Origin of the sequence: Streptomyces sp. NPDC087845, from assembly GCF_044742755.1 — a bacterium.
In the GTDB taxonomy this organism is placed as follows: Bacteria; Actinomycetota; Actinomycetes; order Streptomycetales; family Streptomycetaceae; genus Streptomyces.
Map to the genome: position 1 here is coordinate 88,578 of NZ_JBIUVC010000021.1, position 25,388 is coordinate 113,965.

Here is a 25,388-nt window from a genome sequence, read left to right on the forward strand (position 1 = left end):
CCGGTCAACGGCGTGGTGATCCACCACACGGCCACCGAGGGCACCGCGTCCACCGTCCGCATCTGCCGCGACGGCCACCCGAGGGTGCCCGGCCCGCTGTGCCACGGGCTGATCGCCATGGACGGCACGGTCCACCCGGTCGGCCACGGCAGGGCCGACCACGCCGGACTCGGCGACGACGGCGTACTGCGCGCCGTCGTCGCCGAGAAGCCGCCGTCGCCGAGAAGCGCCTCCCGTCCGGCAACGAGGCCGACACCGAGGAGAACAGGCACTGCCACGGCTTCGGGTGCGAGAACCTCGGGGACGGCCAGGACCCCTGCCCGAAACGACCCGCATCCACCCCTCCCCGGCACGGCCGGGTACGGCACGACGACAATGGCGGCATGCCTTCCGAAGCACTCGACCTCTCCCTCCTGCGGCCGGTGCTCCCCTCACCCCTGCGACCGGCCGAGGACGACCGCTTCGCACGCCACGGCGTACGGCTGCTGCTCAAGCGCGACGATCTGATCCACCCCGACCTCCCGGGCAACAAATGGCGCAAGCTCGCCCCCAACCTGCGGGCCGCCGCCGGGCGCACCGTGCTGACCTTCGGCGGCGCCTACTCCAACCATCTGCGGGCCACGGCCGCCGCCGGGCGGCTGCTCGGGTTCCGCACGGTCGGGGTCGTACGCGGTGACGAACTGGCCGGCCGCCCGCTCAACCCCTCGCTCACGCAGTGCGCCGCCGATGGCATGACCCTGCACTTCGTGGACCGTGCGACGTACCGCGCGAAGGCCGATCCCGAGGTCCTGGCGGGGTTGCTGAGCGCCTTCGGGGAGTGCTGCGTCATCCCGGAGGGCGGCAGCAACGCCCTGGCCGCACAGGGCTGTACGGAGCTGGGCCACGAGTTGCGCGGGCGGGCCGACGTGGTCGCGGTCGCCTGCGGTACCGGTGGCACACTCGCCGGGCTCGCCGCCGGCCTCGCACCGGGGCAGCGCGCCCTCGGTATCCCGGTGCTGCGCGGCGGCTTCCTCGGCGCCGCGGTAGGGGAACTGCAGCAGGAGGCGTTCGGCGGTCCTGCCGGATCGTGGTCCCTGGACGAGCGCTTCCACTTCGGCGGCTACGCCCGTACGCCCCCGCGGTTGCACGCCTTCGCGGACGACTTCGAGCAGCGGCACGGGCTGCCCGTCGAGCGGCTCTACGTCGCCAAGCTGCTGTACGCGCTCACCGCGCTGGCAGAGGAGGGCGCGTTCCCGGCGGGAACCACGGTCGCGGCCGTGATCACGGGCCGGCCCGCGCCGCGCGTACCGGCCCGCGCCGTGCCGTAGGCGGGAGGGCCGGCTCGCCGCGCGTGCCCGCCTCACCGGGCCGGTCGTGCCGACCCGCTTCCGCGTCCCAGGCACCGGCAGGCGGGAGAGCTGCGGCATCAGCCGCCGCACAACGCCCCGGCTCCCTTCCGATTCCGGCCCGCCCGGTCAGGGCGCGTCGGACTCCTCCCGGTAGGCCGCCGCCTCCTCCAGGTCGAGCCGTCTGAGCAGCGTGCGGAGCATCTCGTCGTCGATCCGCCGCTCGTCCCGCAGCCGTACGAAGACCTCGCGCTCGGCATCGATCATCTCCCCGGCCAGGCGCCGGTACGTGTCGTCCGCCGACTCCCCGGTCACCGGATTGGCCGCGCCCAGCCGCTCCCACACGGCGTTGCGGCGGCGCTCCAGGACGGTGCGCAGCCGGTCGGTGAGCGGTCCCGGCAGAGAGTTGCGCGGGTCGTCGAGCAGCTCCTCCAGGCGCGCCTCGGCGGCCGTGGACGCCTCGCTCTGCGCCTGCGCCTCGGCCAGCGTCTCCGCCGTCGTGTCGCGGCCGGGAAGCCTCAGGACGCGCACCAGCAGCGGCAGGCTGAGCCCCTGCACGACGAGGGTGCCGATGACGGTGGTGAAGGTCAGGAACAGAACCAGGTTGCGGGCCGGGAAGGCCGCCCCGGCGGTCGTGGCCAACGGGATGGAGAAGGCGATGGCGAGCGAGACGACCCCGCGCATGCCGGCCCAGCCGACGATCAGCGGCCCCATCCAGGTCGTCTCCGTCTCGCGCTCCCTGATCCGCCGCGACAGCCAGCGGGGCAGATACGTCGCCGGATAGACCCAGATGAAGCGGACCACGACGACGGCGAGGAACACGGCGACCGCGTACCAGAGAGCGTCCGCCACCGCGTATGTGCCGAGCCCCTTGAGTACGAAGGGCAGCTGGAGCCCGATCAGCGCGAAGACCGCAGACTCCAGGATGAACGCGACCATCTTCCACACGGCCGCCTCCTGGAGCCGGGTCGCGAAGTCCACCTGCCAGGACCGGTGCCCCAGATAGAGCGCGACGACGACCACGGCGAGCACCCCGGAGGCGTGCACGCGTTCGGCCGCCGCGTACGCCACGAAGGGGATCAGCAGCGACAGCGTGTTCTGGAGCAGGGCCTCCTTGAGGTGCGTACGGAGCCAGTGCAGCGGCACCATCAGCGCCAGGCCGACCACGACGCCGCCCACCGCGGCGAGGAGGAACTCACCGATCCCGGCGCCCCAGCTCATGCCCTCGCCGACGGCGGCGGCGAGCGCCACCTTGTAGGCGGTGATGGCGGTGGCGTCGTTCACCAGGGACTCACCTTGCAGGATCGTCGTGACGCGGCCGGGCAGCCCGACCCGGCGGGCGATCGCGGCGGCCGTGACCGCGTCCGGCGGGGCGACGACCGCGCCGAGCACCAGCGCGGCGGTGAGGGGCAGGTCGGGCACGAGGCGGTAAGCCAGCCAGCCGACCGCGACGGTCGCGAACAGGACGTAACCGACGGAGAGCAGCGCGATGGGCCGGAGATTGGCCCGCAGATCGAGGTACGAGCTGTCCACGGCCGCCGTGTAGAGCAACGGAGGCAGCAGCAGCGGCAGCACGACGTGCGCGTCCAGGCTGTACGTCGGCACCCCCGGCAGATACGAGGCGACCAGCCCCGCCGCGACCAGCAGCAGGGGGGCCGGTACGGGGGTGCGGCGCGCGGCCCCCGCCACGGCCGCACTGGCAGCGACCAGTGCCACCAGCGGCAATGCGTCCATTTCACGGTCCTCGCATCCGTCGTAACCTGACAATCATGAGTGAATGTCCGCACGTGTCCGAACTGCCGCGCCCCGAGCCGGCCCCGCTCAGCGGGACCTGCCTCGGCTGCCTCGCGGCGGGGAGCCACCCGGTGCAGCTGCGGCTCTGTCTGGTCTGCGGCCATGTCGGCTGCTGCGATTCCTCGCCGCTGCAGCACTCCACCGCACACTTCAAGGAGACCGGCCATCCGGTGATGCGGAGCTTCGAGCCGGGCGAGAGCTGGCGCTGGTGCTTCGAGGACGGTTCGATCGTCTGACGTCTGGGTACGTCAAACCGGCGCCGGTTGTTCGTAATTGACCGCCGCAGACCCCTACCCACCGTGTGTACTCATGGGTTTACCATGAGTGACAGTCATGGGTGGGGGCCCGGCGACACGGCATCATGGATCGCGATAGCGTCACCGGGCCAGAACCGAAGACGTACCGCATGGCTCCGGGGCACCCTTCCCGGATCCTCGAAAGAGTTTGTGCCACCTTGGAGGTGAGGGTGTCCCAGATCGCAGGCGAGCCCGGGAATCAGGACTTCGTAGAGGTCCGGCTGCCCGCTGCGGGTGCCTACCTGTCGGTGCTGCGTACGGCCACGGCCGGTCTCGCAGCGCGCTTGGACTTCACCCTCGACGAGATCGAGGATCTTCGCATCGCGGTCGACGAGGCCTGCGCGATCCTGCTTCAGCAGGCCGTGCCGGGCTCCGTCCTCAGCTGCGTCTTCCGGCTCATCGAGGATTCTCTCGAGGTGACCGTGTCGGCGCCGACGACGGACGGCCGGGCACCGGAGCGCGACACCTTCGCCTGGACGGTGCTCTCCGCACTGGCCGGAAAGGTGGACTCCTCGGTGGCCGACGACCGCACGGTCAGCATCAGCCTGTACAAACAGCGCGGCGCGGGACCCGGGCCGGCGTGAGCAACGGGAACGGGGACGGTCCTGTGCGGGACGAGACGATGCGACCAGGGGTGGTGCGCGCAGCAGGCATCCCGGAGCAGCAGGCCCTGCCCCATCCGGAGGACGGGGCGGACGGGCCTGCGGGCCGTACGGTCGCGGTGGAGCAGTCGCAGGCGGAGCGGGCGGGCCAGATGAGCGAGCACGGGCACCACGATCCACAGGACCGCAGCGGGGCGCGGGCGCTGTTCATCGAACTGCGCGGCCTTCCCGACGGATCGGCCGAGAAGGCGGAGCTGCGCAATCAGCTGGTGCGGATGCATCTGCCGCTCGTGGAGCATCTCGCCCGCCGGTTCCGCAACCGCGGCGAGCCGCTGGACGATCTGACCCAGGTCGCCACGATCGGCCTGATCAAATCGGTCGACCGGTTCGACCCGGACCGCGGCGTCGAGTTCTCGACGTACGCGACCCCGACGGTCGTCGGCGAGATCAAGCGCCACTTCCGCGACAAGGGCTGGGCGGTCCGGGTGCCGCGCCGGCTCCAGGAGCTGCGCCTCTCGCTCACCACGGCCACCGCCGAGCTCTCCCAGCAGCACGGCCGCTCACCGACGGTGCACGAGCTCGCCGAGCGGCTGGGCATCTCCGAGGAAGAGGTGCTGGAGGGCCTGGAGTCGGCCAATGCGTACAGCACGCTCTCGCTGGACGTGCCGGACACGGACGACGAGTCCCCGGCGGTCGCGGACACGCTGGGCTCCGAGGACGAGGCGCTGGAGGGCGTCGAGTACCGGGAGTCGCTCAAGCCGCTGCTGGAGGACCTGCCGCCGCGCGAGAAGCGGATTCTGCTGCTGCGCTTCTTCGGCAACATGACCCAGTCGCAGATCGCGCAGGAGGTCGGCATCTCGCAGATGCACGTCTCGCGGCTGCTGGCCCGCACACTGGCGCAGCTGCGCGAGCGGCTGCTCGTCGAGGAGTAGCGCGAAGGGCCGGTGCGGGCGCGCGGGACGGCGGAAGCGTCGAGGACCGCGCGCCCCGCCCGGGCGGGCAGGGCGGAGCGGACGGGTTCACGACCGCCTCACCCGGACACCGGGCACCCGGCTCAGGCCTCCGGCGTGGTGTCGGCTGCGGTGCCCGTCGCCGTGCCGGGGCGGCGGATGCCGAGTGCCTCGATCGTCGCCGGCCTGACCAGCTGGTAGAGCGCCGTCAGGACCACCGCGGCGAGGACGATCCCGGCCGGGATCAGCGCGCCGTGGGACCGCAGCAGCGTCCAGGCCACCGGGAGCGCGATGATCTGCGTGATGAGCGCGGGGCCGCGGCTCCAGCTGCGCCGCCGCAGCAGGCCACGCGCGGCGATCAACGGGATCAGGCCGAGCGCGATCAGCGTGAGGCCGCCCATCTCCGCCTGCTGCGGGCTCTCGGGGCGTCCGAGCAGCCCCATGACCAGCATGTAGATCCCGCCGATGACGAGCGCCGCCCCCTCAAGGGCGGTGAGTCCGGCCACGAGGGTGATCCTGCTCGGCTTCGCCGGTTCGGCCGACGGCAGAGGCGACGACGACGGCGTGTTCTGCTGAGTACTCACCCTTGCAGGTTGGCATCCCGGCCCCGTGAAAGCGAAGCCGGGGTGAAAACGCGCCCGGTCCGTCACCGAGCGTAAAGGCTATGGGGCAGGACTTCAGAGCGATACCGCGCGGTAGGTAGTCTGGCGGTCATGCGCGCACTTCTCGTGGTCAATCCAGCTGCTACCACCACCAGTGCGCGGACGCGTGACGTGCTGATCCACGCACTGGCCAGCGAGATGAAGCTGGAGGCCGTGACCACGGAGTACCGGGGCCACGCCCGGGACCTGGGGCGGCAGGCCGCGGACGCCGACGACATCGACCTCGTGGTCGCCCTGGGCGGCGACGGCACGGTCAACGAGGTGGTCAACGGCCTCCTCCACAACGGCCCCGATCTGGACAGCCTGCCGAGCCTCGCGGTGGTTCCCGGCGGCTCCACCAATGTCTTCGCGCGCGCCCTGGGCCTGCCCAACGACGCGGTGGAGGCGACCGGCGCGATCCTGGACGCACTCGCCAACCGCACCGAACGTACGGTCGGTCTCGGACTGGCGGCCGGCACTCCCGGCACCGAGGACGAGTCGGTTCCCGAGCGCTGGTTCACTTTCTGCGCCGGACTCGGATTCGACGCGGGCGTGGTCGGCCGGGTCGAACAGCAGCGCGAACGCGGTAAGCGCTCGACGCACGCCCTGTATGTACGCCAGGTGGTCCGGCAGTTTCTGGAGGAGCCGCACCGCAGACATGGCGTGATGACCCTGGAGACCCCGGGGCAGGATCCGGTCACCGACCTCGCGCTGTCCATAATCTCCAACACGGCCCCCTGGACCTACCTGGGGAATCGCCCCATGTACGCGTCCCCGAAGGCCACCTTCGACACCGGTCTGGACGTGCTCGGGCTGAAGCGGCTGTCCACTCCGGCGGTCGCCCGTTACGGCACCCAGCTGCTCACTTCGAGCCCGGAGAAGGGGCCTCGCGGCAAGCACGCAGTTTCACTTCACGACCTCACGGACTTCACCTTGCATTCAAAGGCACCACTGCCTTTCCAGATGGATGGCGACCACCTGGGAGTGCGCACCAGTGTGACGTTCACAGGCGTACGCCGTGCACTGCGTGTGATTGTGTGAGTGGAAGGGACCAAAGTCCTTTAACTCGAACGTTTGGGCTGGACTCCACCCCATAGAAGTACGGCTGTGACCTAGTCGACACCGAGGAATCAAAAAAAACTTTCCAGAAGGGGTTGTATCCGCCGCTGAGGTTTGCGAATCTCTACATGGCGATCGGGACGGCGCAACAACAGCCTCCACTGAGAGCCAGAACCCCTCCTCACTGCACAGGACCACAACCAGTTCATCTGGGCGTCGGCCCGTCATCTGCGGGGGGATTCGTGAAAGCGTTCACATTCACAAGCACCAGTATGTAATACCAAGGAGAGGTAGCAGCCATGGACTGGCGTCACAACGCCGTTTGTCGTGAGGAAGACCCCGAGCTGTTCTTCCCCATCGGCAACACCGGTCCTGCGCTGCTGCAGATCGAGGAAGCCAAGGCCGTCTGCCGCCGCTGCCCCGTCATGGAGCAGTGCCTGCAGTGGGCGCTCGAGTCCGGCCAGGACTCCGGCGTCTGGGGTGGCCTCAGCGAGGACGAGCGCCGCGCAATGAAGCGCCGTGCAGCTCGCAACCGGGCGCGTAACGCCAGCGCCTGATCCGACGCCACCGCTACGAGCCTCAGCCAGGCGGCGCGTACAGAGCGTACGCACAACCCCGCCCCCCGAGTCGCAGCGCGCAGTACCCCCGAAGCGCACGCTTGAACAGTGAGCCCGGACCGTGATCACGGTCCGGGCTCACTGCTGTGCTCGTTCCGGCCGACGACCGGCCGCCGGGGCTACTTCGCGGTGCGGACCGGGATGTCGAGGACGACCCGGGTGCCTCGCTCGGGGGCCGGGACCATCCCGAAGGTCCCGCCCAACTCGCCCTCCACCAGCGTTCTCACGATCTGGAGCCCCAGATTGCCGGCGCGCTGCGGGTCGAAACCCTCGGGCAGACCGCAGCCGTCGTCCTGAACGGTGATCAGCAGCCGCGCTTCGGCGGAGGAGCCACCGCGTACCGCCGACACCTCCACCGTGCCGGACTCGGCGAGGGTGAAGGCGTGTTCCAGGGCGTTCTGCAGGACTTCGGTGAGCACCATCGCCAGCGGTGTGGCCACTTCGGCATCGAGTATGCCGAAGCGGCCCGTGCGCCGGCAGGTGACCTTGCCCGGGGAGATCTCGGCGACCATCGCGATGACCCGGTCGGCGATCTCGTCGAACTCCACCCGCTCGTCCAGATTCTGGGACAGCGTCTCATGGACGATGGCGATCGAACCGACGCGCCGCACCGCCTCGTTGAGCGCCTCGCGGCCCTGCTCCGAGTCCATCCGGCGGGCCTGGAGCCGCAACAGGGCGGCGACGGTCTGGAGGTTGTTCTTCACCCGGTGGTGGATCTCCCGGATGGTGGCGTCCTTGGTGATCAACTCCCGCTCGCGGCGGCGCAGTTCCGTGACGTCCCGGAGGAGGACCAGGGAGCCGATCCGGACCCCCTTGGGCTTGAGCGGGATCGCCCGGAGCTGGATCACCCCGCCCGCGCACTCGACCTCGAACTCGCGGGGCGCGTAACCGCTGGCGAGTTTGACCAGTGCCTCGTCAACCGGGCCGCGGGAGGGGGCCAGTTCGGCGGTGATCCCGCCGAGGTGCTGGCCGACCAGATCGGAGGCGAGGCCGAGACGGTGGTACGCGGAGAGACCGTTGGGGCTGGCGTACTGGACGACTCCGTCGGCGTCGAGCCTGATCAGCCCGTCGCCGACGCGCGGCGACGCGTCCATGTCGACCTGCTGGCCGGGGAACGGGAAGGACCCGGCGGCGATCATCTGGGCCAGGTCGGAGGCCGACTGGAGATAGGTGAGCTCCAGCCGGGACGGCGTCCGCACCGTCAGGAGGTTGGTGTTGCGGGCGATGACGCCGAGGACCCGGCCCTCACGGCGTACGGGGATGGACTCGACCCGGACCGGGACCTCCTCGCGCCACTCCGGGTCGCCCTCGCGCACGATCCGGCCCTCGTCCAGCGCCGCGTCCAGCAGCGGGCGCCGGCCGCGCGGCACCAGGTGCCCGACCATGTCGTCCTGGTAGGAGGTGGGGCCGGTGTTGGGCCGCATCTGGGCCACGGAGACGTAGCGGGTGCCGTCGCGGGTGGGGACCCACAGCACGAGGTCGGCGAAGGAGAGGTCGGAGAGCAGCTGCCACTCCGACACCAGCAGATGCAGCCACTCCAGGTCGGTGTCACCGAGGGCTGTGTGCTGGCGGACGAGGTCGTTCATGGAGGGCACGTGTGCGAGCGTACCCGCGGACGGGTACGGGTTCCGAACCGAATGACCCGGCCGTACGTGCAAGGGGGAGGAGCCCCGGAAATTGCGGTGCTCCGACGGATGGACAGGGGCGAATGGTCTAGTCCACAATGCTCAAGACAGAGCTTCCGCTCTCCCCGCACAGGAGAGCGGATCGAGGTACCCGCGCTCTCTGCCCTGACCGCGCAGGTACCTCTCCCCGGCCGGGGGCACCGCACACCGCCGGCCGAGCAACTCCGGGCTGCGGTGCCGGACGGGCCGAGGGTCCCGTCCCGGCGCCGCGGCCCGCGGGTGTCTCCAGGGGGCTCCGCGCCCCCGTGACCGGCGGGGTCGGCGGGTCTCGGTGACCTCCGGCCGGCGCGCGGGAGGGCGTCCGGGTCCCGGCCGCGGGCGATCGCCACCTCGTACGCCGCCATCTTGAGCGGCGAGAGCGCGGCGCCGTCCGGCGCACCACGGGCCGCGAGGAGGACGAAGCGCGGCTTCCTCGCCGCGATCTTGGCAGCCACCTCGCGGATCCCGGGGGCGCCCCGGCCGGGGATGCGATGCAGCGCCGCGGGCTGTTCGGCCCTCTCACCGGCCATGATCCGCCCCGGCTGCCCGCTCCCCCGGCGGAAGGGGCGGCGGACACGTCGAGTGCCTCCCAGGGGTGTTCCGGGGGGTCAGGAACGCCGCTCGCCCCAGTCGGCCACGGGGATGCGGACAGCCGCCTGCGGGGTGTGGCCGGGACGGGTACGGCAGGCCGTGCCCGTGTTACCCGGTTCTGCTAGATTGGACCACGATTGGTCTATACCACATATTGATACGACTCCTCAGATCGGCAGGCCCCGCGTGGAAGTTGTCATCGTCCCGGACGCCAAGGCAGGCGGCGAACTCATCGCAGAGTCCATCGGCGCCCTGCTGAGCCGCAAGCCCGACGCCCTTCTCGGCGTTGCCACGGGCTCTACTCCGCTGCCCATCTACCAGGCGCTGGCGGCCAAGGTCCGCTCCGGCGCCGTGGACGCCTCGCGCGCCCGCATCTGCCAGCTCGACGAGTACGTCGGGCTGCCGGCGGGCCACCCCGAGTCCTACCGCTCCGTGGTGCTGCGCGAGGTCGTCGAACCGCTCGGCCTGTCCGAGGCGTCCTTCATGGGCCCCGACGGCTCCGCCGAGGACATCCCGGCCGCCTGCCAGGCGTACGACAAGGCGCTCGCCGAGGCCGGCGGGGTGGACCTGCAGCTCCTCGGCATCGGCACCGACGGGCACATCGGCTTCAACGAGCCGTGCTCCTCGCTCGCGTCGCGTACCCGGATCAAGACGCTCACCGAGCAGACCCGGGTCGACAACGCGCGCTTCTTCGGCAACGACATCTCGCAGGTTCCGCACCACGTGATCACCCAGGGCATCGGCACGATCCTGGAGTCCCGCCACCCGATCCTGCTCGCCACCGGCGAGGGCAAGGCGGATGCCGTGGCACAGACGGTGGAGGGGCCGGTGGCCTCGATCGTGCCCGCGTCCGCGCTGCAGCTGCATCCGCATGCGACGGTGGTGGTGGACGAGGCCGCGGCGTCGAAGCTGAGGCTGGCGGACTACTTCCGCGCCACGTACGCGGCGAAGCCGCTGTGGCAGGGTCTCTAGTCGTCGTCCCGGACGTGGAGAGAGGGCCGGGGCACCCGTGATGGGTGCCCCGGCCCTCTCTCGTAACCGTTGGGCCCTGCGCCGCGGGGAGGCGCGGACGCGTGGACGGGTGTCTCAAGCACCGGACGGGCGCGGGGGCGGCCCGGGGGCCGGGCAGGCGTGATGCGGACCCCCGGGCCGCATCATGCCTTGCCGTCAGGCCCGGGAGCCGCCCGTACCGCCGGCGATGATCTCCGCGGCCGCCAGGCCGCAGACGCGGGCCGCGCCGTGGGTGGCGATGTGCAGGGCGCCCCTGGGAGGCGCCTGCGGAACGCCCATCTCGACCACGATCGTGTCGGGGCGCTCCGCCACCAGGGCGTCGAGGGCCTCGGCCATCCAGGCGTGGCGGTGGACGTCGCGGACGACCACGACGACGCGCCGCTCCCCCGCGGCCCGCAGCACGGCGGCCGCGGGTTCCTCGGTCTCGCTGCTGTACGTGTCGGTCTCCGTGCCCGGCACCAGCCGGCCCAGCTCCGCGGCGACGCCCCAGGGGGTCTCGTTGCCGACCGCGATGTTCGACGCGGAGGTGAACGCGGCAACATAGGCGGGTCCGGTCAGCGGCTCGGCGGAGCCCGTCACCCGCACCGCGCGGCGGGCGGCGACCAGGCCGATGTCGGAACCGATCCCGGTGCCGGAGGCGGTCCCCTCCTGCACTGCCGCGCCCGGCCCCGAACCGGTCCTCGCGGCCCCCTGCGTCCAGGACGCGAGGGCACGCACCCGTGCGGCCGCGTCCGCGAGCCGCTCCTCGGCGAGTTCACCGCTGCGTACCGCCGCGACCAGCGCGTCGCGCAGCCGCTGCACCGTGCCGTCGTCCTCCAGCCCGCCACCGACGCACAGGGCGTCGGCCCCCGCGGCGATCGCGAGAACGGAGCCGCGCTCGATGCCGTACGTCCCGGCGATGGCCTGCATCTCCACGGCGTCGGTGACGATCAGGCCGTCGTAGCCCAGCTCTTCACGCAGCAGTCCGGTGAGGATCTGCGGGCTCACCGTCGCGGGGCGGTCCGGGTCGAGTGCCGGCAGCAGGATGTGCGCGCTCATCACGCACTTGGAACCCGCCGCGACGGCCGCCCGGAAGGGCACCAGTTCTCGGGCGTACAGCGTCTCCAGGTCCACGTCGATGCGCGGCATCGCGTGGTGCGAGTCGATCGCGGTGTCGCCGTGCCCCGGGAAGTGCTTGGTGCAGGCGGCGACTCCGGCGGCCTGGAGGCCCTCGATGTACGCGGCGGTGTGCCGGGCCACGAGCTGGGTGTCGGCGCCGAAGGACCGTACGCCGATGATCGGGTTGCCCGGGTTGGAGTTGACGTCCGCGGACGGTGCCCAGTTGAGGTTGACGCCGCACTCCGCGAGCCGGCGCCCCAGCTCCTGGGCGACCGCGCGGGTCAGCGCCACGTCGTCGACGTGGCCGAGCGCGAGGTTGCCGGGGAAGGAGGACCCGGTGCGCACCTCCAGCCGGGTGACGTCACCGCCCTCCTCGTCGATCGCCACGAGGAGGTCCTCGCGCCCGGCCCTGAGCTGGGCGGTGAGCGCGGCGACCTGCTCGGCCGTCCGGATGTTGCGGCCGAACAGGGCGACGGAGGCGAGACCTTCGTCGACCCGGCGCAGCACCCAGTCCGGGGCGGTGGTGCCGGTGAATCCTGGCTGCAGCACGGCGAGAGCGTCGCGGGTGACGGTGTCCGTGGTGGATGTCAAGGTGGTCATGGAGGAGCGTTATCCCTTCACGGCGCCGGAGGTGAGGCCGGTTGCCATGTACTTCTGCACCAGCAGGAAGAAGGCCACGACCGGGATCGCGATCAGCGTCGAAGCCGCCATCAGCGCGCCGTAGTCGATGCCTCGCGAAGTGGTGAAGTTCATCAGCCAGACGTTGAGGGTGTACTTGTCGTTGTCCTGCAGGACGACGTAGGCGAGCAGGTATTCGTTCCAGGCCGTGATCAGCGAGAAGATGGAAGCGGCGGCGAGGCCGGGGGCCAGCAGGGGGAAGGTGACGCGCCAGAACGCTCCCATCCGGCTGCAGCCGTCGACCATGGCCGACTCTTCGAGTTCCTGCGGAATGTTGATCACGAAGCCGCGGATCATCCACGTCGCGAACGGCAGGGTGGAGACGAGGTAGATGACGATGACGCCCCAGTACTCGTTGAGTCCACCGAGGTCGTTGAGCTGGATGTAGATGGGGATCAGCATGGCCGTCGGCGGCAGCAGCTGGACGACGAGCAGCACGATCATGAAGAACTTGCGCCCGCGGAACCGGAACCGGCCGATGGCGAAGGCCGCGATCGTGGCGAGCAGCATGCCGCCGAGGACGGCGACGCCGCACACGATGAGGCTGGATTCGATGGCCGTGCCGAAGTTCGGCTGCTTGATGGCCCGGGAGAAGTTGTCGAAGGTGATCGACGTCGGCCACAGCGTCTGGTCGTAGCTGCGGATCTCGGCGTTGGGCCGCAGGGAGCTGACAACCAGCCAGTAGACCGGGAACGCCATGAGCACGAAGGCGACGAGACCCGCGATGTTGTAGCCGATGCGGCTCTTCTTGCGGTCCGGGCGGAGGACCTGAGGCGTGGAGGTACTCACTCGACCTCTCCGATCTTGAGCAGCTGGCGCAGGTAGTACACGGCGACGCCGGACAGCAGCAGGACCGTGATGAGTGAGATGGCGGCGCCCTGGCTGAACGAGTTGGACTCGAATGCCTTCTCGAACGAGTAGATGCCGAGAACGGAGTACTCGGGTTCCGGCTTGTTGCCGCGCATCAGGAAGATCTGGCCGAAGACATTGAAGTCCCAGAGCACGGACAGGGTGGCGACCATCTGGAAGACCGGCTTGATGACGGGCCAGGTGACGTAGCGGAAGACGCCGAAGGTGCCGGCTCCGTCGAGCGAGGCGGCTTCTTCGAGCTCCTTGGGAACCTGGGTCAGCGCGGCGTACAGGGTCACGGAGACGAAGGGGATGGCCCCCCAGACCACGACCGCTCCGATGATGACGAAGCCCTGCTTCGGGTCGAGGAACCAGTTGTGCCCCTGCGCGTCGATCCCGAGGTACTTGCTCAGCACCATGTTCAGGACGCCGTAGTCGGAGTCCGCGAACCACCGGAAGATGGAGGTGGCCACGAGGAGGGGCATGGACCAGGCAGCGACCAGTGCGGCGGTCAGCAGGAGCCGTACCCATGTGGCCATCCGCTGCATGAGCATGGAGAGGCCCAGGCCGCCGGCCATGGTCGCGGCGACGCAGACGGCCATGAAGATGATGGTCCGCCAGACGACGTCCCAGAACTCGCCGTCGCCCAGGATGTTGGTGAACTGGTCGAAACCCACCCAGGGAGCGGCCTGTCCCGACCACAGCTCCCGGCGGCCCACGTCCTGGAAGGACATGATGACCGTCTTGATGAAGGGCCAGACGAACACAGCGGCGATCGCGATGAACGCCGGAGCTATCAGGAGGTACGGCAGCAGAGCGCCGGCCTTCCGCGGTGGACGGTTCACGTTCTTCGCAGGCTGAGGTTGCGTCCCCTCAGGGGCCCGCGGGACGGACACCGGCGGGTCGGCTGCTTTCATATCGGCGGCACTCACTGTGCTGGCCTTCCGTTCGGACCTGGTACCGGGGGGCGGGGGCGGCGGTTCCTTTCGGATCGCCACCCCCGCGAATGATCACTGGAGCCGCTGGTTCAGGAGTCCACCGGCTCGGATTCCGTGAGACGGAGGCTCAGGAGTCCTTGTTGATCATCGAGTCGATCTCCGCGTCGGCCGCCTTGGTGGCGTCCGCGACCGACTTGCCCTTGATGATGTCGAGCAGCATGACTTCGAGCGTTTCCTTCTTCTCGATCGCCGTCCAGCCCGGGGCGATCGGGGTGAACCAGGCGTCCGGCACGGCGTTGGCGATGGCCGCGGTCTCCGGCTTGGCCTTCAGCGGCTCAAGCTGCTTGGTGTTGTTCGGGAGGATGTTCTTGGAGGCGAGCACCTCTTCGGACTTCTCGCTGGTGAACATCGAGATCCACTCCTCGCCAAGGTCCTGGATCTTGGACTTGGAGATGGTGGCCAGGTCGGAGCCGCCGATGAAGGAGGGGAGGGCCTTGCCGTTCGGGCCGGGCATACCGGCGGTGGCGATCTTGCCTTCCAGCTTCGGGTTGCCGTTCGCCTTGGAGTCGACGACGCTTCCGGCCTCCCAGCCGTTGCCGTAGAGAAGCGCGGTCTTCTCGTTGGCCATGACGTTGGCGTGGTCCGCCTCGTCCTTGGTCTTGTCCCCGTGGTTGTACTTCTTGACCAGCTCGACGAAGTCGGTGATGCCCTTCTGGGCCTCGGGGGTGGAGAGGGTGGACTTCCACTCCTTCTTGCCCTCGTCGTACTTGGCTATCTGGCCGCCCTCGGCAGCGACGTAGGACATCGCGGCGTACCAGTACCGACCCGGCAGGTACAGCGGCGAGAACGCCTTGTCCTTGCCGTACTTCGCACCGATCTTGTCGAGGGCGGCGGTCAGCTCGTCCTGCGTGGCGGGGAGGGTGTCCTTGCCGGTGCCGGCCTTGAACATGTCCTTGTTGTAGATCGCCACGCGGGCGCCCGCGTAGTAGGGCACGCAGTACTGCTTGCCCTCGAAGGCGCAGGTGTCCTTCAGACCCTTGATCCAGGTGTCCGAGTTCTCGTACTTCTTCGGGTCGATCTCCCCGAGGGCCCCGTTGAGGATGTACGTCATGGTCTCGGTGTTGCCGAGCTCGACGACGTCCGGGAACTTGTCACCGGCCAGAGCGGCGTCGAGCTTCTTGGCCTTGTCCGCCCAGGTCTGGTACTGGACGTTGACCTTGACGTTGGGATACTTCGCCTTGAACTGGCTGTTGACATCCTTGACCAGCTCGGGCCAGGTGCTCTGCGCGTCCGACATCAGCCAGACGGTGAGCGTCTCCTTGCGGTCCTTCGGGTCCTTGGACGAAGTCTTGTCGTCGTCCGAACCACACGCTGCGATCGAAACCAACATGCCCGCGACGCCGATCGCCGCGATGAGCTTGCGCTTCACGCCACCCTCCTCAGGGATGCTGCAACCCCTCCCCCGCGAAGACCGTCGACGAGTACTGCTGGGGCTGGGACCTGGTCTTTAATGGTTTAGACCAGTACCGGGAGCTTGGCCTAGACCTTTTGGGGTGTCAAGGGTGTATAAGAAGTGCACTCGCGTCCGTTATAGGACCGACACCTGAGGGAGGGCGACGAGCCGTGACCGGACCGTGCCACCATGTGAGCCGCGACAGACGGAGGAGCCGGTGACGGCAGCAACGCAGCAGTCGGGAAGGCGGGCCATGGGTGCCGACGGGGGCAGTACGGAGAACGAGACGGGCGCGGCCACACGGACGGCGCGCGTCCCCAAGTACTACCGGCTGAAGCGACATCTCCTCGACATGACGGACACCATGCCGCCGGGCACACCCGTGCCGCCGGAGCGGACCCTGGCCGCCGAGTTCGACACCTCGCGCACGACCGTGCGCCAGGCGCTCCAGGAGCTGGTCGTCGAGGGCCGGTTGGAGCGCATCCAGGGCAAGGGCACCTTCGTCGCCAAACCGAAGGTCTCCCAGGCCCTGCAACTCACCTCGTACACCGAGGACATGCGCGCCCAGGGGCTCGAACCGACGTCCCAGTTGCTGGACATCGGCTATGTCACGGCCGACGACACACTCGCCGGACTGCTCGACATCACGGCCGGCGGCCGCGTGCTGCGGATCGAGCGGCTGCGGCTCGCCAGCGGGGAGCCGATGGCGATCGAGACCACGCACCTTTCGGCCAAACGCTTTCCCGCGCTGCGCCGTTCACTGGTGAAGTACACCTCCCTCTACACCGCACTGGCGGAGGTGTACGACGTACGGCTGGCCGAGGCCGAGGAGACCATCGAGACCTCGCTGGCCACCCCGCGCGAGGCCGGACTGCTCGGCACCGACGTGGGCCTGCCGATGCTGATGCTGTCCCGGCACTCGCTCGACGGCCGGGGCGAGCCGGTGGAGTGGGTGCGCTCGGTCTACCGCGGTGACCGGTACAAGTTCGTGGCGCGCCTGAAGCGGCCGACGGACTGATCCCCGGCGCGGCGACCAACCGTTTCCGGCCACCGCCCTCTCCGTACAACCGCCTCGGCCCTCGTGGGATCCAGCACTCCACGGGGGCCGTTCGCGTGCCCCGGTCCGGACCAAGTTCCGTACACTTGAAACCATTTCGAACATTCACGCCCATTCGCGGGACCGTTTCCGGACCGCAATGCGGACGGGGGGTGACGGTGACCGGATTCCTCCCCTAGATTTCCTGCGCATTACACCAGGTGATCAGCGAGGGGACGGAGTCGCCACATGCCAGCAGACCCAGCAGACCCAGCAGACCCAGCAGAGAATCCACCCACCGTCACACCTGTACGGGTGGTCATCGCCCTCTGTCTCATTGCGCCGTTCGTGGCGATGCTCTGGGTGAGTTCGTACGCGAAGGTGGACCCCTCCTTCATCGGTATTCCGTTCTTCTACTGGTACCAGATGCTCTGGGTGCTGATCTCCACCGCGCTCACGATGCTCGCGTACAAGCTGTGGCAGCGTGACCAGCGCGCCCGCAAGGGGGGTGCGTCGGCATGAAGGACGGCGTGAACGGCGTCGCGCTCGGCGTCTTCATCTTCTTCTTCCTGGCCGTCACGGTCATGGGCTTCCTGGCGGCACGCTGGCGGAAGGCCGAGAACGACGCGAGTCTCGACGAATGGGGCCTGGGCGGACGGTCGTTCGGGACCTGGGTCACCTGGTTCCTGCTCGGCGGCGACCTGTACACCGCGTACACCTTCGTCGCCGTTCCCGCGGCGATCTACGCGGCGGGCGCGGCCGGCTTCTTCGCCGTGCCGTACACGATCCTCGTGTACCCGCTGATCTTCACCTTCCTGCCGCGGCTCTGGTCGGTCTCGCACAAGCACGGGTACGTGACCACCTCGGACTTCGTCCGCGGGCGCTTCGGCTCGAAGGGGCTGTCGCTGGCGGTCGCCGTCACGGGCATCCTCGCCACGATGCCGTACATCGCACTCCAACTCGTCGGCATCCAGGCGGTGCTGGACGTGATGGGAGTCGGCGGCGGCGAGAACACCCACTGGTTCGTCAAGGACCTGCCGCTGCTGATCGCGTTCGCGGTGCTCGCCGCGTACACCTACTCGTCCGGCCTGCGGGCGCCCGCGCTGATCGCGTTCGTCAAGGACGGGCTGATCTATCTGGTCATCGCGGTGGCGATCATCTACATCCCGATCAAACTCGGGGGCTTCGACGACATCTTCGCCAAGGCGGGCGAGGCGTTCTCGCAGAAGAACGCGGCGGCCGGCAAACCGGTGGCCGGACTCGCGCCCGGCGAGGCGGGCCAGTGGGGCTACGCGACCCTGGCGCTGGGCTCGGCGCTGGCGCTCTTCATGTATCCGCACTCGATCACGGCGACGCTCTCCAGCCGCAGCCGCAACGTGATCCGGCGCAACACCACGATCCTGCCGCTGTACTCGCTGATGCTGGGTCTGCTGGCGCTGCTCGGCTTCATGGCGATCGCCGCCGGGATCAAGGTGGACAACGGGCAGTTGGCCATCCCGCAACTGTTCGAGGACATGTTCCCGGACTGGTTCGCGGGCGTCGCGTTCGCCGCCATCGGCATCGGCGCGCTGGTGCCCGCCGCGATCATGTCGATCGCCGCGGCGAACCTCTTCACCCGCAACATCTACAAGGACTTCCTGAAACCGGACGCGACCCCCGAGCAGGAGACCAAGGTCTCCAAGCTGGTGTCGCTGCTGGTGAAGGTCGGCGCGCTCGCCTTCGTCCTCACCATGGACAAGACGGTCGCGATCAACTTCCAGCTGCTCGGTGGGATCTGGATCCTCCAGACGATGCCGGCCCTGGTCGGCGGCCTGTTCACCTGCTGGTTCCACCGCTGGGCGCTGCTCGCGGGCTGGGCGGTCGGCATGGTGTACGGGACGGTGGCCGCGTACGGCGTCGCGAGCCCGACCCAGGCGCACTTCGGCGGGTCGTCCAAGGAGATCCCGGGGATCGGTGAGATCGGGTACATCGGTCTGACGGCATTCGTGCTGAACGTGGTGGTGACGGTGGTGCTCACCTTCGTCCTGAACGCCGTGAAGGCGCCCGCCGGGGTCGACGAGACCTCTCCGGCCGACTACACGGCCGACGCCGGCGACCTGGGCGTCCAGGTGGAGCTCCCGCCGGCCACGGCCGGGGCTCCCGGCGGCCACTGACGGCCGCGCCGATACCGTGCGGACGGCCCGTCGAGCCCCTCCAGCGGGGCGCGGCGGGCCGTCCGCACGGTCGGGGTCCCGCGGCCCGCAAGAGGGCCGCAGAGCCCGTTCTCCGGGTCCGAGTTCTGTTGCGCGACACAACATGTGGGGGCTGCCTCATCGGGCGGCCCCCACATGTATGCTCATCCTCGCTGTCGCCGCAGGGGAATCCGGTGCGAATCCGGAACTGTCCCGCAACGGTGTGTTCGGTGTGCTTTTGCGCACCCCCGAGTGAGTCCGAGGACCTGCCGGCAGCGCATCCGGCTCGACCGAACCGGATGCCAGACGTCCGGGCCTCGCGGATGGGCCGGTGGACGCCGAGTGGAGTACTGCCCTGCCCCGGGCCCGCCTCTGCCCGGCTGCCCCGTTCCCCGCCGGCCCCGAGCCGAGCGAGGGAGAGCACCACGTGACCATCGCGCCAGCCGATCCGGCTTCAGTCGCCCTGTCCGAAGCAGTCGAGTCCGAGGCGACCGCATCCGACGGACCGGGGACCGCGCTGCTGCGGACCCTGACCGACCTCACCGCCGATCTGCCCGACACCGACCCCGGTCGCGTCGCCGCCGCCGCGCTGCGCGGCCGCAGCGCCCGGGCGGACGAGGCCGAGCTGCGGTCGCTGGCCACCGAAGCCGCCGCGGGGCTGATCTCCGAGGACCCCGCCTACTCCCGGCTCGCCGCCCGGCTCCTGACCCGCACCGTCGCGGACGAGGCGGCCGGACAGGGCGCGGTCTCCTTCTCCGCCTCGGTCGCCGTCGGGCATCGCGAGGGACTGATCGCGGACCGTACGGCCGCGTTCGTCGCGCTGCACGCGGCGGCCCTCGACGCGCTGGTGGAGCGTTCGCTCGCCGACGGCGCCGACGACCGCTTCGGCTACTTCGGGCTGCGGACCCTGCACAGCCGCTACCTGCTGCGCCACCCGCACACCCGCCAGGTCATCGAGACGCCCCAGCACTTCATGCTGCGCGTGGCGGCCGGGCTCGCCGAGGACGACTCGCAGCGCGCCCTGGACGAAGTCGCGGCGCTGTACGGGCTGATGAGCCGGCTCGACTACCTGCCGTCCTCGCCGACCCTGTTCAACTCCGGCACCCGCCACCCGCAGATGTCCTCCTGCTATCTGCTGGACTCCCCGCTCGACGAGCTCGACTCGATCTACGACCGCTACCACCAGGTGGCGCGGCTCTCCAAGCACGCGGGCGGCATCGGTCTCTCGTACTCCCGCATCCGCGCCCGCGGTTCGCTGATCCGCGGCACCAACGGGCACTCCAACGGCATCGTGCCGTTCCTGAAGACGCTCGACGCCTCCGTCGCCGCGGTCAACCAGGGTGGCCGCCGCAAGGGCGCTGCCGCCGTCTACCTGGAGACCTGGCACGCGGACGTCGAGGAGTTCCTGGAGCTGCGCGACAACACGGGCGAGGACCAGCGGCGTACGCACAACCTCAACCTGGCGCACTGGATCCCGGACGAGTTCATGCGCCGGGTCGACGCGGACGGCGACTGGTCGCTGTTCTCGCCCGCCGACGTGCCCGAGCTGGTCGACCTGTGGGGCGACGAGTTCGACGCCGCGTACCGGGCCGCCGAGGCCAAGGGGCTGGCCCGCAAGTCGATGCCGGCCCGTGAGCTGTACGGCCGGATGATGCGCACCCTCGCGCAGACCGGCCAGGGCTGGATGACGTTCAAGGACGCCTCCAACCGGACCGCGAACCAGACCGCCGAGCCGGGCCGCGTCGTCCACTCGTCGAACCTGTGCACCGAGATCCTCGAAGTCACCGACGACGGCGAGACGGCCGTCTGCAACCTGGGTTCGGTCAACCTGGGCGCGTTCGTCGCCGACGGCTCCATCGACTGGGAGCGGCTGGACGCCACCGTCCGTACCGCCGTGACCTTCCTCGACCGGGTCGTCGACATCAACTTCTACCCGACCGAGCAGGCCGGCCGTTCCAACGCGAAGTGGCGCCCGGTCGGCCTCGGGGCCATGGGCCTGCAGGACGTCTTCTTCCAGCTGAGGCTGCCGTTCGACTCCCCCGAGGCCCGCGCGCTCTCCACGAAGATCTCCGAGCGGATCATGCTCGCGGCGTACGAGGCGTCCTGCGAGCTCGCCGAGCGGTCGGGCCCGCTGCCGGCCTGGTCCGAGACGCGTGCCGCGCGCGGTGTGCTGCACCCCGACCACTACGACACCGAGCTGAACTGGCCGGAGCGCTGGGACGCGCTGCGTGCCCGGATCGCACGGACCGGGATGCGCAACTCGCTGCTGCTCGCCATCGCGCCGACGGCGACGATCGCCTCGATCGCGGGGGTGTACGAGTGCATCGAGCCGCAGGTCTCCAACCTCTTCAAGCGCGAGACGCTCAGCGGTGAGTTCCTCCAGGTCAACGCGTATCTGGTGGAGGAACTGAAGCGGCTCGGCGTGTGGGACGCGCGGACCCGCGAGGCGCTGCGCGAGGCGAGCGGCTCCGTGCAGGGCTTCGCCTGGATCCCGGCGGACGTGCGGGCGCTCTACCGCACGGCGTGGGAGATCCCGCAGCGCGGTCTGATCGACATGGCGGCGGCCCGTACGCCGTTCCTCGACCAGAGCCAGTCGCTGAACCTGTTCCTGGAGACGCCGACGATCGGCAAGCTCTCCTCGATGTACGCGTACGCCTGGAAGCAGGGGCTGAAGACGACGTACTACCTGCGCTCGCGCCCGGCGACCCGGATCGCCCGCGCGGCCTCCGGCCAGGCCGCGGCCGCCGCCCCCATTCCCGTACAGCAGGCTTCGGCGCCCGACGCGGACGCGATCGCCTGCTCCCTCGAAAACCCCGAGTCCTGCGAGGCCTGCCAGTAATGAGCTCCACCAAATCCGAGAAGAACCTGCTCGACCCGGGCTTCGAACTGACTCTGCGCCCCATGCGTTACCCGGACTTCTACGAGCGCTACCGCGACGCGATCAAGAACACGTGGACGGTCGAGGAGGTCGACCTCCACTCCGACGTCGCCGACCTCGCCAAGCTGTCCCCCGGCGAGCAGCACATGATCGGCCGGCTCGTCGCGTTCTTCGCGACGGGTGACTCGATCGTCTCCAACAACCTCGTGCTGACGCTGTACAAGCACATCAACTCCCCCGAGGCGCGGCTGTACCTCTCGCGGCAGCTCTTCGAGGAGGCCGTGCACGTCCAGTTCTATCTGACGCTGCTGGACACCTATCTGCCCGACCCGGACGACCGTGCCGCCGCGTTCGACGCGGTCGAGGAGATCCCCTCGATCCGTGAGAAGGCACAGTTCTGCTTCAAGTGGATGGATTCGGTCGAGAAGATCGAGCGGCTGGAGACGAAGGCCGACCGCCGTCGCTTCCTGCTGAACCTGATCTGCTTCGCGGCGTGCATCGAGGGGCTGTTCTTCTACGGCGCGTTCGCGTACGTCTACTGGTTCCGCTCGCGGGGGCTGCTGCACGGCCTCGCCACGGGCACCAACTGGGTGTTCCGTGACGAGACGATGCACATGAACTTCGCGTTCGAGGTCGTGGACACCGTCCGCAAGGAGGAGCCGGACCTCTTCGACGACGAGCTCCAGCAGCAGGTCACCGACATGCTGAAGGAGGCCGTGGCCGCGGAGCTGCAGTTCGGCCGCGATCTGTGCGGTGACGGCCTGCCGGGCATGAACACGGAGTCGATGCGGCAGTACCTGGAGTGCGTGGCCGACCAGCGGCTCACCCGGCTGGGTTTCCCGGCGGTCTACGGCTCCGAGAACCCGTTCTCGTTCATGGAGCTGCAGGGCGTGCAGGAGCTGACGAACTTCTTCGAGCGCCGGCCGTCCGCTTACCAGGTGGCGGTGGAGGGCTCGGTCGCCTTCGACGACGACTTCTAGTCGGACCGGCTAGATCCTGGCCCAGCTTCTGAGGTAGGGACGCCGCGTGGCCGTGACCGGCTGCGCGGCGTCCGCCGTTTCCGGGGGCGCGTCCCCCCGCGCCCGTTCCGCCTCCCGCAACTGGCGGTCGATGCGGCGTTCCCGGAAGAGTCCGAGCAGGGTGGGCACCAGGAAGAGAGCGAAGAGTACGGCTATGCCCAGGACGTTCTCGATTGCGTTCATGGCTCCACTCTCGTCCGCGCGGACGGGATCCGGCAGTGGCAGGACTGTCATGGAACATCGAATTACTGCCACACTGGCGCCATGCTGAACAATGTCGCCGCCCTGCTGCTCGACGAGGTCCACCCCTTCGAGCTGGGTGTGCTGTGCGAGGTCTTCGGACTCGACCGCAGCGACGAGGGCCTGCCGGTCCACGATTTCGCCGTGGTCTCCGCCGAGGGCCCGGTGCTGCGGACCCATGCCGGGTTCACCATCGGTACGCCGCACGGCCTCGACCGCCTGGAGGAGGCCGACCTCATCGCCGTACCCGCGGGCAGCCACTTCATCGAGCGGGACTACCCCGAGGAGATCCTCGACGCCCTGCGCCGGGCCGTGGACCGGGGCGCGCGCGTGCTGAGCGTCTGCTCCGGCGCGTACGTACTCGGCGCGGCGGGACTCCTGGACGGGCGCCGCTGCACCACCCACTGGCGCCACGCCGGAGAGCTGGCCCGCCGCTTCCCGCGCGCGGTCGTCGAACCCGATGTGCTGTACGTGGACGAGGGCCCGGTCATCACCTCGGCGGGCACGGCGGCCGGGATCGACGCCTGTCTGCATCTGGTCCGGCAGGCCTACGGCCCCGGTGTCGCCAACGCGATCGCCCGCCGCATGGTGGTCCCACCGCACCGGGACGGCGGGCAGGCGCAGTACATCAAGCGGCCGCTCCCCCGCACCCGGTGCGACACGGTCGGCGAGACGCTGGTCTGGATGGAGCGCCACCTCGACCAGGAGATGACCGTCGAGCAGCTGGCCGCCCAGGCACACATGTCACCGCGCACCTTCGCCCGCCGCTTCCAGCAGGAGACGGGCACCACTCCGTACCGCTGGCTGCTCCGCCAGCGGGTGCTGCTGGCGCAGCACCTCCTGGAGACATCCGACGAAACGGTGGACACGATCGCCGGGCGCACCGGCTTCGGAACGGCCGCCGCACTGCGCCATCAGTTCGTACGGTCGTTGGGCACCACGCCGAACGCCTACCGCCGCACCTTCCGCGGGCCGGCCGCAACGACCGAAGTCGCCTGATCCACAACGGACTTGAGGCCCGATCGCCCGCCCCACCGGACAAGCCCCCGGTATGCCGGTCCGGACTGGCCGGCGTACCGGGCCCTCGTGTGTCAGATGCCGCAGTCCGGCGCCGACCAGTGGTGGCTGGGCCCCTGGTTGACGTGGACGTGGTCGCCGTGGTCCGGGTAGCCGGGGCCGGGGATCCCGTTGAAGCCGTGGTCGCGGGCCTCCTTGGCGAGGGTGCAGAGCGCGTGCGGTCCGGCGCCCAGGTCGGCCGCGTCCCCGTACAGATGACGGCTGTTGGACGCGCCGCCGACCGCACTGTTGCAGGAGGTGGAGCGGAAGCCGCTGGTGATCCGGATCGACTGGTCGCCGAGCGCGTGCCGCAGCGCCTCCGGCTTCCACATGGTGCTCAGGGCGTTGGCCTTCGCCGTGCCCGCCGCCACGGCACCGCCCGCCCAGGTCGTGTTGCACTGGTTGTGCTCGGCGTACGTGAAGTGGACCGGGGTGCAGTCGTTGTCCTGGAGCGAATAGATCTCGGCCTGGGTGGCCGGGCCCGCGATGCCGTCGGCGGCGAGGCCGTAGGCGGCCTGGAAGCGCTTGACGGCGGCGGTGGTGGCCGGCCCGTAGGAGCCGTCGACGGCGAGCACGGAACCGGAGGACGGCGGTCGGCGGACGGAAACCAGGGGCGGAAACCGGCAGGGCGGAAACCGGCGGGCCCGGCCTCCCGCGCAGGGGAGACCGGGCCCGCCCGGTGGCCCGGACGCTCAGTCGTTCGGCACGACCTCGTAGCGCGGCGTGTTCTCCGCCATCTGCCGCAGCGCGTCCTTGCGGTCCCGCTTCGAGAGCCGGTCGATGTACAGGTATCCGTACAGGTGGTCCGTCTCGTGCTGGAGGCAGCGGGCGAAGTAGCCGTTGCCCCGGATCCTGACCGGGTTGCCCTTGGCGTCCTGTCCGCGTACCACCGCGTAGTCCGGGCGGGCCAGCGCGGCGTACGCCGTCGGGACGGAGAGGCAGCCCTCGTTGGAGTCGTCCAGGATCCGGTCCTCCGGCGCCAGCTCCTCCAGCACCGGATTGCAGACGGCGCCCACGTGCCGCACGCCGTCGTCGTCCGGGCAGTCGTAGACGAAGACCTTCAGGTCGACGCCGATCTGGTTGGCGGCCAGGCCCACGCCCTCCGCCGTCCGCTGGCTCGCGAACATGTCGTCGATCAGCCGGCCCAGCTCGTCGTCGAACTCGGTGACGTCCCGGCACTCCTTGTGCAGCACCGGGTTGCCCACGACCGTGATCGGACGGGAGGTGCCACGCTCGCGACAGGCCGTCTCGCGCGCCTCACAGTCCTCCGTGTCCACGACGAAGCCCTCGTCGTCGACGATGATCTGCTCGTCCGTCTCCTGCTGCGCCATGTCCGCCGTACGCCTTCCTCAAAACCTGGAACCCGGGCATCCAAAGGTCCGGGACCTCGGGCACCCGTGCACCGCGATCGGTGCCCGTACA

Annotated in this window: 22 protein-coding genes, 3 pseudogenes and 1 riboswitch; of the genes and pseudogenes, 14 read left to right on the top strand and 11 right to left on the bottom strand. The window is 69.7% G+C overall.

From position 1 onward, the window contains the following. Together ACIOMQ_RS35710 and ACIOMQ_RS35715 are read left to right on the top strand one after the other, a co-directional pair. Positions 1-323 (top strand): annotated as a pseudogene (locus ACIOMQ_RS35710) (N-acetylmuramoyl-L-alanine amidase); the annotation flags it as partial. Between the two features lie 60 nt (positions 324-383). After that, on the top strand, positions 384-1,307 hold the full coding sequence (locus ACIOMQ_RS35715) for a pyridoxal-phosphate dependent enzyme (protein ID WP_362200987.1): 924 nt from the start codon (positions 384-386) through the stop codon (positions 1,305-1,307). A gap of 147 nt (positions 1,308-1,454) precedes the next feature. Here ACIOMQ_RS35715 and ACIOMQ_RS35720 read toward each other — a convergent pair whose 3' ends face one another. Further along, positions 1,455-3,059, bottom strand: a complete 1,605-nt coding sequence (locus tag ACIOMQ_RS35720; RefSeq protein WP_401261144.1) for a Na+/H+ antiporter — start codon at positions 3,057-3,059, stop codon at positions 1,455-1,457. A 35-nt stretch (positions 3,060-3,094) separates the two neighbouring features. Here ACIOMQ_RS35720 and ACIOMQ_RS35725 point away from each other — a divergent pair, with 35 nt between their 5' ends. The 3 genes from ACIOMQ_RS35725 to ACIOMQ_RS35735 all read left to right on the top strand — a co-directional run bounded on the left by ACIOMQ_RS35725 (position 3,095) and on the right by ACIOMQ_RS35735 (position 4,949). Beyond that, a complete protein-coding gene (locus ACIOMQ_RS35725; RefSeq protein ID WP_362200730.1) occupies positions 3,095-3,355 on the top strand; it encodes a UBP-type zinc finger domain-containing protein in 261 nt (86 codons plus the stop codon). A gap of 230 nt (positions 3,356-3,585) precedes the next feature. Beyond that, entirely contained in the window at positions 3,586-3,999 is a 414-nt protein-coding gene (locus ACIOMQ_RS35730; protein ID WP_073781878.1) for an anti-sigma regulatory factor, read from the top strand. Next, positions 3,996-4,949, top strand: coding sequence for an RNA polymerase sigma factor SigF (locus ACIOMQ_RS35735; protein ID WP_401261147.1), 954 nt, complete (start codon positions 3,996-3,998; stop codon positions 4,947-4,949). The genes ACIOMQ_RS35730 and ACIOMQ_RS35735 overlap by 4 nt, the downstream gene beginning before the upstream one ends. Before the next feature lie 122 nt (positions 4,950-5,071). Here ACIOMQ_RS35735 and ACIOMQ_RS35740 read toward each other — a convergent pair whose 3' ends face one another. Further along, a complete protein-coding gene (locus tag ACIOMQ_RS35740) occupies positions 5,072-5,473 on the bottom strand; it encodes a hypothetical protein (RefSeq protein WP_362200981.1) in 402 nt (133 codons plus the stop codon). Between the two features lie 207 nt (positions 5,474-5,680). Here ACIOMQ_RS35740 and ACIOMQ_RS35745 point away from each other — a divergent pair, with 207 nt between their 5' ends. Both ACIOMQ_RS35745 and ACIOMQ_RS35750 read left to right on the top strand, forming a co-directional pair. Beyond that, entirely contained in the window at positions 5,681-6,649 is a 969-nt protein-coding gene (locus tag ACIOMQ_RS35745) for a diacylglycerol kinase family protein (protein WP_362200726.1), read from the top strand. Positions 6,650-6,966: 317 nt separating this feature from the next. Continuing rightward, entirely contained in the window at positions 6,967-7,224 is a 258-nt protein-coding gene (locus ACIOMQ_RS35750; protein ID WP_003953983.1) for a WhiB family transcriptional regulator, read from the top strand. Positions 7,225-7,403: 179 nt separating this feature from the next. Here the strand turns inward: ACIOMQ_RS35750 and ACIOMQ_RS35755 are convergent, their stop codons facing one another. Beyond that, the gene (locus ACIOMQ_RS35755; protein ID WP_401754101.1) at positions 7,404-8,870 is read right to left on the bottom strand and encodes a sensor histidine kinase; all 1,467 of its coding nucleotides are present in this window, start codon (positions 8,868-8,870) and stop codon (positions 7,404-7,406) included. Positions 8,871-9,277: 407 nt separating this feature from the next. Then, positions 9,278-9,478 (bottom strand): annotated as a pseudogene (locus tag ACIOMQ_RS35760) (glucosamine-6-phosphate deaminase); the annotation flags it as partial. Positions 9,479-9,725: 247 nt separating this feature from the next. Between ACIOMQ_RS35760 and nagB the strand changes: the two are divergent. Beyond that, positions 9,726-10,511: a glucosamine-6-phosphate deaminase gene (gene nagB, locus ACIOMQ_RS35765; protein ID WP_362200723.1), complete on the top strand. Its 786-nt coding sequence runs from the start codon at positions 9,726-9,728 to the stop codon at positions 10,509-10,511. A 195-nt stretch (positions 10,512-10,706) separates the two neighbouring features. Here the strand turns inward: nagB and ACIOMQ_RS35770 are convergent, their stop codons facing one another. The 4 genes from ACIOMQ_RS35770 to ACIOMQ_RS35785 form a co-directional block, all read right to left on the bottom strand. Next, complete coding sequence (locus ACIOMQ_RS35770; RefSeq protein ID WP_401985370.1) at positions 10,707-12,248, bottom strand: glycoside hydrolase family 3 protein; 1,542 nt, start codon at positions 12,246-12,248, stop codon at positions 10,707-10,709. Positions 12,249-12,257: 9 nt separating this feature from the next. After that, positions 12,258-13,115 (bottom strand): carbohydrate ABC transporter permease, encoded by an 858-nt coding sequence (locus ACIOMQ_RS35775; protein WP_351200973.1) that lies wholly within the window; start codon positions 13,113-13,115, stop codon positions 12,258-12,260. Then, on the bottom strand, positions 13,112-14,107 hold the full coding sequence (locus tag ACIOMQ_RS35780; RefSeq protein WP_362200714.1) for a sugar ABC transporter permease: 996 nt from the start codon (positions 14,105-14,107) through the stop codon (positions 13,112-13,114). The genes ACIOMQ_RS35775 and ACIOMQ_RS35780 overlap by 4 nt, the downstream gene beginning before the upstream one ends. Before the next feature lie 133 nt (positions 14,108-14,240). Beyond that, positions 14,241-15,542 (bottom strand): sugar ABC transporter substrate-binding protein, encoded by a 1,302-nt coding sequence (locus ACIOMQ_RS35785; protein ID WP_362200711.1) that lies wholly within the window; start codon positions 15,540-15,542, stop codon positions 14,241-14,243. A gap of 277 nt (positions 15,543-15,819) precedes the next feature. Here ACIOMQ_RS35785 and ACIOMQ_RS35790 point away from each other — a divergent pair, with 277 nt between their 5' ends. From ACIOMQ_RS35790 to ACIOMQ_RS35810, 5 genes are all read left to right on the top strand, one after another. Next, positions 15,820-16,584, top strand: a complete 765-nt coding sequence (locus ACIOMQ_RS35790; RefSeq protein ID WP_362200975.1) for a GntR family transcriptional regulator — start codon at positions 15,820-15,822, stop codon at positions 16,582-16,584. A 333-nt stretch (positions 16,585-16,917) separates the two neighbouring features. Beyond that, positions 16,918-17,124, top strand: coding sequence for a DUF3311 domain-containing protein (locus tag ACIOMQ_RS35795; protein WP_401938287.1), 207 nt, complete (start codon positions 16,918-16,920; stop codon positions 17,122-17,124). After that, the gene (gene mctP / locus ACIOMQ_RS35800; RefSeq protein WP_401938285.1) at positions 17,121-18,755 is read left to right on the top strand and encodes a monocarboxylate uptake permease MctP; all 1,635 of its coding nucleotides are present in this window, start codon (positions 17,121-17,123) and stop codon (positions 18,753-18,755) included. Before ACIOMQ_RS35795 ends, mctP begins: the two co-directional genes overlap by 4 nt. A gap of 175 nt (positions 18,756-18,930) precedes the next feature. Then, positions 18,931-19,062, top strand: a riboswitch (cobalamin riboswitch). Positions 19,063-19,200: 138 nt separating this feature from the next. Further along, on the top strand, positions 19,201-21,612 hold the full coding sequence (locus tag ACIOMQ_RS35805) for a ribonucleoside-diphosphate reductase subunit alpha (protein ID WP_401938282.1): 2,412 nt from the start codon (positions 19,201-19,203) through the stop codon (positions 21,610-21,612). Then, positions 21,612-22,631, top strand: coding sequence for a ribonucleotide-diphosphate reductase subunit beta (locus tag ACIOMQ_RS35810; protein WP_362200698.1), 1,020 nt, complete (start codon positions 21,612-21,614; stop codon positions 22,629-22,631). Before ACIOMQ_RS35805 ends, ACIOMQ_RS35810 begins: the two co-directional genes overlap by 1 nt. 9 nt (positions 22,632-22,640) lie before the next feature. Here ACIOMQ_RS35810 and ACIOMQ_RS35815 read toward each other — a convergent pair whose 3' ends face one another. Next, entirely contained in the window at positions 22,641-22,853 is a 213-nt protein-coding gene (locus ACIOMQ_RS35815) for a hypothetical protein (protein WP_362200695.1), read from the bottom strand. An 81-nt stretch (positions 22,854-22,934) separates the two neighbouring features. Here ACIOMQ_RS35815 and ACIOMQ_RS35820 point away from each other — a divergent pair, with 81 nt between their 5' ends. Further along, positions 22,935-23,909 carry a helix-turn-helix domain-containing protein gene (locus ACIOMQ_RS35820; protein WP_362200692.1) on the top strand — a complete coding sequence of 325 codons (975 nt, stop codon included), beginning with the start codon at positions 22,935-22,937 and terminating at the stop codon, positions 23,907-23,909. A gap of 92 nt (positions 23,910-24,001) precedes the next feature. Here ACIOMQ_RS35820 and ACIOMQ_RS35825 read toward each other — a convergent pair. Next, a pseudogene (locus tag ACIOMQ_RS35825) lies at positions 24,002-24,556 on the bottom strand (D-Ala-D-Ala carboxypeptidase family metallohydrolase); the annotation flags it as partial. 102 nt (positions 24,557-24,658) lie between these two features. Further along, the gene (gene def, locus ACIOMQ_RS35830; RefSeq protein ID WP_362200689.1) at positions 24,659-25,297 is read right to left on the bottom strand and encodes a peptide deformylase; all 639 of its coding nucleotides are present in this window, start codon (positions 25,295-25,297) and stop codon (positions 24,659-24,661) included. Positions 25,298-25,388: the final 91 nt, after the last annotated feature.

Coding starts and splice junctions, on each gene's coding strand:
- ACIOMQ_RS35715 (WP_362200987.1), top strand. CDS start 384: ATGCCTTCCGAAGCACTCGACCTCTCCCTCCTGCGGCCGGTGCTCCCC.
- ACIOMQ_RS35720 (WP_401261144.1), bottom strand. CDS start 3,059: ATGGACGCATTGCCGCTGGTGGCACTGGTCGCTGCCAGTGCGGCCGTG.
- ACIOMQ_RS35725 (WP_362200730.1), top strand. CDS start 3,095: ATGAGTGAATGTCCGCACGTGTCCGAACTGCCGCGCCCCGAGCCGGCC.
- ACIOMQ_RS35745 (WP_362200726.1), top strand. CDS start 5,681: ATGCGCGCACTTCTCGTGGTCAATCCAGCTGCTACCACCACCAGTGCG.
- ACIOMQ_RS35750 (WP_003953983.1), top strand. CDS start 6,967: ATGGACTGGCGTCACAACGCCGTTTGTCGTGAGGAAGACCCCGAGCTG.
- ACIOMQ_RS35755 (WP_401754101.1), bottom strand. CDS start 8,870: ATGAACGACCTCGTCCGCCAGCACACAGCCCTCGGTGACACCGACCTG.
- ACIOMQ_RS35770 (WP_401985370.1), bottom strand. CDS start 12,248: ATGACCACCTTGACATCCACCACGGACACCGTCACCCGCGACGCTCTC.
- ACIOMQ_RS35790 (WP_362200975.1), top strand. CDS start 15,820: ATGGGTGCCGACGGGGGCAGTACGGAGAACGAGACGGGCGCGGCCACA.
- mctP (WP_401938285.1), top strand. CDS start 17,121: ATGAAGGACGGCGTGAACGGCGTCGCGCTCGGCGTCTTCATCTTCTTC.
- ACIOMQ_RS35810 (WP_362200698.1), top strand. CDS start 21,612: ATGAGCTCCACCAAATCCGAGAAGAACCTGCTCGACCCGGGCTTCGAA.
- ACIOMQ_RS35815 (WP_362200695.1), bottom strand. CDS start 22,853: ATGAACGCAATCGAGAACGTCCTGGGCATAGCCGTACTCTTCGCTCTC.
- ACIOMQ_RS35820 (WP_362200692.1), top strand. CDS start 22,935: ATGCTGAACAATGTCGCCGCCCTGCTGCTCGACGAGGTCCACCCCTTC.
- def (WP_362200689.1), bottom strand. CDS start 25,297: ATGGCGCAGCAGGAGACGGACGAGCAGATCATCGTCGACGACGAGGGC.